Below are 9,084 nucleotides of genomic sequence, written 5' to 3' on the forward strand. Positions count from 1 at the left end.
CGGGCTTGGTTCATTGGCGATCGATACCAGGGTTAGCTCGTCGCTGTCATCGCGCGACACCACTTCCTGATCGCTCTTGCTGACCGCCGAGGCCACCGCACTGAAACTGGTGGCGTAACGATCGAGCATGGCCTCCACATCGAGCGGGTCGGCCAGCCAGATGTCGGTGACATCCAGGTCCAGCGAGGCGACCCAGGCGCGCGGCGCCTGATCGATCGGCTCACCCATCACGGCGTAGCAAGCGCCGTGTTCATCGCGCACCATCAATACCCGCTGCGCCAGCATGGCGTCGTACGGCACTTGATCGAACTGCGGGGTGAGCTGGTTCAATCGCTCCAGCGAAATCAGCGGGTAGCCGAAGTGGTCGGCCACCTGCTGCAAGGCCGCGTGCCGGGTCAGCCCCTGGCCATCGGCATAGGGGGTCAGCCAATCGCGGCCAGCGCGCTGGGACAGGCAGTCCAGCAGTTGCGTCTTGGAATCAGTCATTGAACAGAATTCGCCAGTTCAAAAATAGGCATATAGAGCAGCATCACCACCACGCCGATCACCAGGCCGATGCCCACCATCAGCGCCGGTTCGATCACCCGGCCGATCATGTCGACCCAGCCGGATACTTCCTGATCATGAAAGTCCGCCACCCGGCCGAGCATTTCGTCCAGATTGCCCGATGACTCGCCGGCGACAATCAGGCGACTGGCGACTTCAGTAGCCAGTTGCTGCGCCAACAAGGCGCGCGACAGCGGAATGCCCTCCTCAACCTGGGCACGAGCTGCATCGAGCTGTGCCTGGTAGTGAACCGGCATGGAATCGCGCGTCATGCGCAGGGCATGGGTCAGCGGTACACCACTGCGCAGCAGCAGGCCAAGGGTGCGATACAGGCGCGCCAGCTGGAATACCCGGATGCGCCGACCGACTGCCGGCAGTTTGAGCAACGTTTGCAGGGCGACGCGCCGTGCCACCGGGTGTACCAGTACGGCAATCAGCATCGCCATAAGCAGGGCCGAGCCACCCCAGGCGAGCAGCTCATGGGCGCGGACAAAATTGCCCCAGACATAGACAAAGCCGCCCAGTTGCTCGCCGTTCTTGCTGACATCGTCAAACGCCATGCTGAAACGCGGCACCACATAAAGCAGCAAAAAGCCGATCACCAGCATGCCAACGCACACCAGGATGGCCGGATACACCGAGGCCGACACCAGCTTGCTGCGGATCTGCGCCACCTGAGTCTGGTATTCGATATAGCGCCGCACCGCCACCCGCACACTGCCGGTGGTTTCGCTGGCGCGCACCATGGCCACATACAAGGGCGGAAACACGCCAGCCTGCTGTGCCATGGCTTCGGACAACTGCTTGCCCTGGCGCAGCGCCTGCAACAGGCCGTCGTAGACGCGGCTCTGCGCCCCACCTGCATCATTGTGTTGCAGGATATCGATGGCATCGACAATCGATTGCCCTGCCTCCAGCAGCGAATGCAGCTGCTGGTTGAATACCGCCAGCATGAAGCGCTCACGCCCCAGCTGGAAGTCGACACCGCGCTCGGCCGGCTTTACCGACACCACCCGCACACCCTCGGCGCGCAGACGGGCCTCGGCAGCGGTGGCTGATTCGGCTTCGAGCGCGATTTCTTCAACCGCGCCGGCCAGCGTCAGGGTCTTGGCAATAAAACGCATGCAGTGGGTCGCTTAATAGCTGGTGATATCGGCATCTTCGCCGCTACCGCCGGCAGCACCGTCCTTGCCATAGGAAACCACCTCGAACTCGCGCCCGGCCTTGGCATCGCCAGGCGATTTGTAGTTGTAGCTGTGGCCCCACGGATCGAGCGGAATGGTCTTCTTCAGATAAGGGCCATTCCACTTCGGCTCATTGGCCGGCTGGGCGAACAGGGCCACCAGGCCTTGCTCGGTGCTGGGGTAATGGCCGGTATCCACCCGGTACTGGTCCAGGCCCTTATCAAACGCTTCGATCTGCGCCTTGGCGGCGGTGGTATTGGATTTACCGATCTGCGAGAAGTATTTCGGGCCGACATAGGCCGCCAACAAGCCGATGATCAGCAAGACCACCAAGAGCTCCAGCAAGGTAAAACCGCCGTGGCGGCGCGTATTGCGTTGCATGTTTCCATTTCTCCTATCAAGTCAAAACGCCCGGCTATTTGGCCGGTTGGTAGATGAACTGCCAGTCCTGGTAATGCTTTTTGTTGGCGAACTCTGCATTACTCTCTTCAAAACCGCCTTTTTTGAGCGGCTCGGCCATCGACAGGGAATACACCCCCATCACGCCGCCATCCGGCGCGGTAACCACTCCCCATTCAGCCCGATTGGTAATCGGGTCGCGGTAGGGGCGCCGTAACGGACGGCGAATCTGCGTGGTAAAGCGATGCTCCAGCAGATCGCGCAGATCAGATGGATAGCGTTTTTCGCTACCCGGCGACAGCTCGTAATAGGTCTTGATCGCCTGCCGATACTGCTGGCCCACCCATAGCAATTCCTGCTCACGGGCGTGCTGCTCGGAGGTCTTCCAGACATTGAGTGCTCGCGCACTCATGATCATCAGCACCACCAGCAGGAACAGCGCGGCCGGGTAGGTAAATCCGGCTTCACCAATCTTGGTAATACGTGCCATCCTTGCCGACCCCCGCTGCCCCGCTATGTACATCAAATACCCCGCCCATACTCGGATCAGCCGGAGGCTTGACCACCCAACCGTTACGGCTCTCGGTAATCGGATCTTCCGGTATCTGGCGCAAATAGTGTTTGTCGACCAGATCGCTCAGCTTGTCCGGATAGCGCCCGGTGTCGGTGTAGTACTTGTCCAGCGCTTCGCGCAGGCTGTAGAGGTTTTCGCGCAACACGGTTTCGCGCGCGCGATCGATGCCGCCGAAGTACTTGGGCGCCGCAATCGCCAGCAGCAGGGCAATGATGGCCAAGGCCACCAGTAGCTCGATCATGGTGAAGCCGCGTGCCAGATGTCGCTTCAGAAACGTGATTCGCGACCGCATCACCACTCCTTGTAAGCCACACCGTTGAGGCCGGCTTCGGTGGATTGCGAATACACATCGAACACATCAGCGCGGTAGCGCGGCGCGTCGTAGCTGCTGTCGTAGCTGCGCAAGCCCCAGGTTTGCGCTGCCGGAATACCACGCTCGGTGGCGAAGGGGTCGGCCGGGATACGCCGCAGAAAATACAGGGTCTGGCCTGATACCTTGGCATTGGGCACGCCGGTAGCCAGCAGATCCAAGCTGGCCGGATAGCCGCTGGCGCCAATCGGCAGCGCGATCTTGCCAGCATCTGCCGCCGCCTTGTAGGCGTCGATCGCCATGCGAATATCACGCAGGGCACGGCGCAGCTGAAACTCCTTGTCGCGCTTGATCGTATGCTGGGCGAACGGCAACGCCACCATGGCCAGCATGGCAAGAATCGCCAAGCTGACCATCAGCTCCACAATGGTAAAGCCGCCCTGGCGGGATGCACCTTCCGGTCTGCGCAATTTCAGCACGGCTTACTCCGCATGCAACTCAAGGCGTACCGGCATGGCTGGGCGCTCCACTCCAGCCGGCAAACCGATAGGGATGGCGCCTGCAACATCGAGCTGGCTGATACCAGGCTTGAGTGGTTTGACCCGGATCATCAACAGATTGCCGCTGCCACTTTGTGCATCGCTGGCACTGCCGAGGGCAATCGACACCCTGCCGCTGGGCTTATCCACCGTGCTGCTGAAATTGCCCTTGCGCCCATCGCGTGAGAAATAGCCGCCGTCTTCAACCGCGACGATCTCCAGCATCTGCGGGTCGTAGGCCAGCTGCAAAGGCAGACCACGCATTGGTGCGCTGCTATTCATTGCCAGCGCCAGCTTCACCTCCTCGCCCGGCTTGGCCTTGCTCGGGCCTGACCAGCTGATGCTGATCGGCTTGCCGGCGCCCGCTTGCGGTGCATCTGCCTTAGGCGCATCGGCGCCGGGCGAAGCCGGCGTTGCCGCATTGGCAGCCGGCGAACGGCCAGCCGGCTGGGCCGGCGCAGCATCCTGGGTGCGCAACAGCAAGGGCTTGGCACGCAAGACCGCGTCGGTACCCGACCAGAACATCTCCTGGCCGGCCGGTTTGCGCTGGATACCGCGCACCAAGTGAGGTGTGATCGACAGCACGATTTCGGTCTTGTCGCGCGAGTCGCTATTGGCTGAGAACAAGCGGCCAAGAATCGGCATGCTGGTAAGACCGGGCAGGCCGGCCGCACTGCTGCGCTCTTCGCTCCGGATCAAACCAGCCAGAATCTGCGTCTCGCCATCTTTCAGGCTCAGCACCGTATCGGCGCTGCGACTACCAATCTGGTAGGCCAAGCCGCCAGACTTGGTTTGAACCTTGGTAACCACAGAGCTGACTTCCAGGCCGATCTTGATTGCAACGTCATCGTGGGCGTAGACGGTAGGCTCCACGTCCAGCTTCAAGCCTACATCCAGGTACTGAATGTTTTCTGTCACGTAGCCATTGCTTCCAGCGGTAGTGGTAACCACCGGAATCTTGTCGCCAATATGAATCTTGGCTTTGTCACGATTGCGTACCCGGATACGCGGGTTGGCAAGCAGATTTGCATCGCTGTTTTGCTGATGCGCCTTAACTTCGACACTGGGAACCGTGATGCCCAGATTGTCGCGATTTAGGTGCAGCAAGCTATTCAAGCTACGCGACTCCGGCTTGTCACCGGTACCTGTGTTGACCAAACTACCAAGCGGCGCGACAGAGAACTGGTCAGTCGGCGCAACACCCAGGTCCAGCAGACGGGAGCGGGCGATTTCCAGCACCTCCACATCCAGCATCACCTCAGGCTCTTCATGGTCGTACAGACCAATCAGTTTTTCGGTCAGCGCGATCGCTTCCGGCGTATCGCGCACCACCAGCATGTTCAGTTTTTCATCGACGAACACATCCTTGAGCTTGAGGATGGTCTTGATCAAGTTGGCCGTATCCTTGACGGTAGAACCGTGCAGATAGAAGGCGCGCACCAGCAGGTCCTGGTATTCCTTGGTCTTGGCCTGGGTGTTCGGATAGATCAGCACACTGCTGCCGTTGAGCACCTTCTTTTCCAGCTGGTTGGTCGTCACCAGCATGTCCACCGCGTCTTCCAGCGACGATTGTTTGAGGAAAATGGTGGTGCGCTGATCCGAGCGGATTTCCTTATCGAGAATAAAGTTGATGCCCGTGGTCCTGGACAGCACTTCAAACACCATTTTCAGGCTGGCATCACGAAACTCGAGCGTTACCGGCTTGCGGTAGAGATTGCTCAAGCTCGGGCTGGACAACATATCGCGCGCTTCGCGCTCTTCCAGTTCGCGCTTGAGCGCCTTGGCTTCCAGCAGATTTGGGGCCAGATCCAGCACGGTATTGAGCAGCTGCTGCGCCTTGCTGCGATCGCCCTGCTTCATTGCCTGCTCGGCCTGCTTGAGTTGTTCACCCACATTGCCAAGACGCTCCACCCGGTCGATACCGGCCAGTGCCCGTTCATTATCGGGCTGGTAGGCCAGAATGGTCTGGTAGATCTCGCGCGCCTCACTGCGCTTTTGCGCATTCACCGCGGCCTCGGCCCGATTGAGCAACTTGTTGGTGACCTCATCACGCTTTTGCAGCCAGTCGGCGCGAAACCGCACATTGAGCGGATCGGCCTCGGTCGCTTCCTTCAGCGCCTGCAAGCCCTGCGTGTAGCGGCCAGCCTCAAGGTGATACCAGCCATCCATGTGGCGCAAATGACCGGCGCACCCGGCCAGCATGGCACCAGTCAATAACAGGACACTTGCCGAGCGCCTGGCGCTGGCAAGAAAAGGGTTAACACGGTTCATGGCGCTTCAATCGAGAGTTCGTGCTGGCGACCCAGCGGCAGATATTCAATAACCAGCTTGCGGGCTTCCACCGACACCAGCTTGTACTGGCTGTCGAGCGCCTCCCCGGCGTGCGCGACCAAGCTGTCCTGGCCACGGGCGAGATAGATAACAGTCTGGCCGCCTTCTTCCTGCATACGGCCAAGAAAGCGGTAGGGCATGGGCGGTTCCTGGGGTTCCACCGGGCCGACCGGCTGCGGCGGCGGTGCCACACTGGGCACCACGGCCGGCTTGGGCGGCGCCTCCCAGCTCACAGGCGCAAACGGGTCACCTGCCAGTTCTGGCAAGTCGTCGCGGGCAAGCGGCGCTACATCGGCCGATTTAGCGACCACCGGGGCTGACACGGCAGGCTGCGCGGCGGCCTTGGGCGGCCGGCGCTCGCTGGCAACTTCTGCCGCCGCCGAACCAGCCGGCTCGGTCGGATAGATCGCCGCAACTACGGTGGCCAATAACAGGCTGCCCCAAAGCATCCAGCGTTGCTTAGCGTTCATGGGCAGGCACTTTGCTGGTTGAGGCCTTGCCATAGCTGGCGACGCGAATCGCGCAACTCAGCTCCGGGCTGACAATGTCATCGCGCGTGCAATCCAGTGCCTCCAGTGCAAGGCTGGGGTGGCTGAGCAGCTTGCCGAGAAAGCGTCGGCTCGCACCATAGTTTTCCACCAAGGTAAAGCTGGCCTGCTGGCGCCGGATCGCCAGTGCGCGCTCTGGCTCATTGGCATAGCTGACCTCGCCCAGCCCGACATCGGCGCGATCGGCCTCGCGGTGCAAAATGGCCGGCAGGCTCTCGACCTGCGCCGGCAATTGGGCCAGCAGCAGCGCACTGCTGGTCTGGCTGGCGGCCTTTTGCGGTGCAAGCACCACCGGCGCCACCACCGGTTTCCGCCCAGGCTGGGCGAGCGGCTGACGCAAGGCGACCACGGCCAGCAGCAAGAGTGCCAAGCACACAAGCAGCGCCAAAAGCGCCCAACGGTGGCGCAGTGCCAAATATTGAAGGTAAACCACGATATGCAGGGACTGCCCGGAAATGACGCCCGCATGAAATATCATGCAAGCCTATGAATCGACAGAAAATTTGAGCGCGCGATTCTAACGGAATTTTTACCCGGGCGGCACAAATCCGCCAAAAATAGTTCCCCGGCACAGTGGTTCAGCGCCGCAGCGCAAGCAAGCCATCGCGTGAAACCGTTCGCCAGTCTGGCGGCTCGCCGAATCAGGGTTTACCCAAGGGCGCAAATTCGGTATGTTCCGCCGCCCTGTCCACCATGGCCGAACGGCTCTAACAGCTGGTCGCCATTGCCCCTCATGCCACGATACCTGTACCGTCTCGCCATCCTGATGCTGCTTGCACTATCCGCCACTGCCCATGCCAGCAAATTCATGTTCGGCGAACAGGATTCCATCCGCATGGTTGCGCCCACCACCCTGAGCGGCCCGGGGAATACGCGGCTCTTTCTCGCGCACCGGGTAACGATGAAAGCCTTCCTGCTTCCCTACACCATCACAGATAATGGCTATGTGTTCGGCATCTCCGGCGAATCCAAGCAATACATCAATTTGCCAACCGGCGCCGAGCTACGGGCCATTCAAGCCGGCGGCTACCTGCCCAAGCCCTTGCCGCCGACAGAACTGAGCTGGTTTGACTATTTGATGGGCTATTCACTGTGGATTGCCTTGTTCGCCATATTTGTTTTGCCATGGCTCAAGAAGCGGCTATTGGACAGGGCGTAAGGCGCGCGATGGCTTCGTGTGTCGGGTAATAAAGGCATGATTCGTTCCGGCACCTTTACGCCTCGAATCGAGTGCAATCCAAACGTCGCGGCTAGTGCGCGCGCGTTCCACGACAGCCGGGAAATGCCGGGCAACCCCAGAATGTCGATCCCGCATTCGTGCCTTTTCGCGCCATACGCTTGACCATTTGCTTACCGCATAACGGGCAAACGGGCTTGCTCGTGGTCGCCGCGATGTCAGCATGCGGCAAGCTGACTCCGGCAATTAGCCTGGTCGCATCCACGAGCTGAATGGGGCGACCGTCGACGAATTTCGCTGCCTCGGCGGTGAATGGGCCCGAGGCGACAACAAACCCGCCAGCCGCTCCCTCTGCCGTCATCACGCCGAACAGTTCTCGCACAATCGAGACGCCCACCGCCTGAGCCTTCCAGTGCTTGCATTGCACGACATATTTGTCCTTGCCCATCCGCAATTCGACATCCACCCCACCATCCGGCCCGGCGGCTCCTCGTTCCGTCACCGCATATCCACGCTCCCGGTATGCTTGGGCAACCAGAATCTCAAACTCTCGCCATGTGAATCTGGCCAAGCGCTCAGTTGCATCAGCCGACTTTGCCCATTGGGTCAATGACCTGGCACGCCATGCCCTGAAAACAGAAACTGCGGCGCCCGACAAGAAAGCGAAGGGAACCAGGACCTGCAAAACAGGCACGTCACGCCAATCAGCAAGGCAGGCGTATTGGGCGAGTGACTCGGCAGGCCTGCAAGTGGATGTAAAAGTAGAAAGCTGAGTAGAGCAAGCACTAGAGCCAGCCACCAGGGCAGCATGGCCGCAATATCGATCAAGTCCTCTATCGGACTACGGGTACTCCGCTTCGCCATACGTTTTCCATCAATATCGGTATTGCACATGCGGCTACGTGAAACCGTATCCACCTTCACGGGCCGGTCGCGCACAAGGCCACGTAGTAGGCGCGGGTTGAAGTGGTCAACCAGTGCTGGATTTCTTGCAGCAGCGCCATAGACCGTAGGGCACACATGCGGCGAATCGAGCTTCGCTGCAGATGCCCTGCCAAGGCATCATGCCGTACGGCCTTATCTCTAGCTCAACCCGGCCAAGCGGGCGGAGCGGTATAGTAAACAGCAGCCGGTCTATCCGCAGGTCGCCAGGTGTGGGGCAAAGTAGCCGGCTCGGCGCATACGGCCAATGCCCGGATTCCGCGCGGGTTCCCTCCGGGGACCCGCCCTACCTGGCTTTTCTTCTCAGCTTGCTAAGTACAGATTGCTTACAGCTTGCCCATCAGCAATCACTTTTCGAAGGGTCGCGGCGTCATACTCCGACCGCCCATCTAGTTCACCAGAATCATTGTGAACCGCCCCGGATTTCGTAGAGGCCATTTGGTTTAAGTCAGGCCGGTACGGTCAGCTGACTGGCGAGTTGCCGGTAGTAGTTTGCCTCAGCCTCTGCCGGCGGGATATAGCCGATCGGTGCCA

11 protein-coding genes are annotated in these 9,084 nt (G+C 60.3%); 1 reads left to right on the plus strand and 10 read right to left on the minus strand.

Annotated elements, in window-relative coordinates:
- The 9 genes from ACE3OH_RS06960 to ACE3OH_RS07000 form a co-directional block, all read right to left on the minus strand.
- Positions 1-486 (minus strand): hypothetical protein (locus ACE3OH_RS06960; RefSeq protein ID WP_374349995.1); only part of this gene is annotated, 486 nt, incomplete at its 3' end.
- Positions 483-1,670, minus strand: a complete 1,188-nt coding sequence (locus ACE3OH_RS06965; protein ID WP_374349997.1) for a type II secretion system F family protein — start codon at positions 1,668-1,670, stop codon at positions 483-485. The genes ACE3OH_RS06965 and ACE3OH_RS06960, both read right to left, overlap by 4 nt.
- 12 nt (positions 1,671-1,682) lie before the next feature.
- On the minus strand, positions 1,683-2,111 hold the full coding sequence (gspG, locus tag ACE3OH_RS06970) for a type II secretion system major pseudopilin GspG (protein WP_374350000.1): 429 nt from the start codon (positions 2,109-2,111) through the stop codon (positions 1,683-1,685).
- 34 nt (positions 2,112-2,145) lie between these two features.
- Positions 2,146-2,619 carry a type II secretion system protein gene (locus tag ACE3OH_RS06975; protein WP_374350003.1) on the minus strand — a complete coding sequence of 158 codons (474 nt, stop codon included), beginning with the start codon at positions 2,617-2,619 and terminating at the stop codon, positions 2,146-2,148.
- Positions 2,594-2,995 (minus strand): prepilin-type N-terminal cleavage/methylation domain-containing protein, encoded by a 402-nt coding sequence (locus ACE3OH_RS06980; RefSeq protein ID WP_374350006.1) that lies wholly within the window; start codon positions 2,993-2,995, stop codon positions 2,594-2,596. The genes ACE3OH_RS06975 and ACE3OH_RS06980 overlap by 26 nt, the downstream gene beginning before the upstream one ends.
- Positions 2,995-3,492 (minus strand): type II secretion system protein, encoded by a 498-nt coding sequence (locus tag ACE3OH_RS06985; protein WP_374350008.1) that lies wholly within the window; start codon positions 3,490-3,492, stop codon positions 2,995-2,997. Before ACE3OH_RS06985 ends, ACE3OH_RS06980 begins: the two co-directional genes overlap by 1 nt.
- 3 nt (positions 3,493-3,495) lie before the next feature.
- Positions 3,496-5,823 carry a cohesin domain-containing protein gene (locus ACE3OH_RS06990; RefSeq protein WP_374350011.1) on the minus strand — a complete coding sequence of 776 codons (2,328 nt, stop codon included), beginning with the start codon at positions 5,821-5,823 and terminating at the stop codon, positions 3,496-3,498.
- Positions 5,820-6,353: a hypothetical protein gene (locus ACE3OH_RS06995; protein WP_374350013.1), complete on the minus strand. Its 534-nt coding sequence runs from the start codon at positions 6,351-6,353 to the stop codon at positions 5,820-5,822. The genes ACE3OH_RS06990 and ACE3OH_RS06995 overlap by 4 nt, the downstream gene beginning before the upstream one ends.
- Positions 6,343-6,801 carry a hypothetical protein gene (locus ACE3OH_RS07000; RefSeq protein WP_374350016.1) on the minus strand — a complete coding sequence of 153 codons (459 nt, stop codon included), beginning with the start codon at positions 6,799-6,801 and terminating at the stop codon, positions 6,343-6,345. The genes ACE3OH_RS06995 and ACE3OH_RS07000 overlap by 11 nt, the downstream gene beginning before the upstream one ends.
- A 237-nt stretch (positions 6,802-7,038) precedes the next feature.
- Between ACE3OH_RS07000 and ACE3OH_RS07005 the strand changes: the two genes are divergently transcribed.
- Positions 7,039-7,590 (plus strand): hypothetical protein, encoded by a 552-nt coding sequence (locus ACE3OH_RS07005; RefSeq protein ID WP_374350018.1) that lies wholly within the window; start codon positions 7,039-7,041, stop codon positions 7,588-7,590.
- 91 nt (positions 7,591-7,681) lie between these two features.
- Here the strand turns inward: ACE3OH_RS07005 and ACE3OH_RS07010 are convergent, their stop codons facing one another.
- The gene (locus tag ACE3OH_RS07010) at positions 7,682-8,407 is read right to left on the minus strand and encodes a restriction endonuclease (RefSeq protein ID WP_374350020.1); all 726 of its coding nucleotides are present in this window, start codon (positions 8,405-8,407) and stop codon (positions 7,682-7,684) included.
- Positions 8,408-9,084 lie beyond the last annotated feature (677 nt).

It is taken from the genome of Chitinimonas sp. (genome assembly GCF_041904975.1).
Taxonomy (GTDB): domain Bacteria; phylum Pseudomonadota; class Gammaproteobacteria; order Burkholderiales; family Chitinimonadaceae; genus Chitinimonas.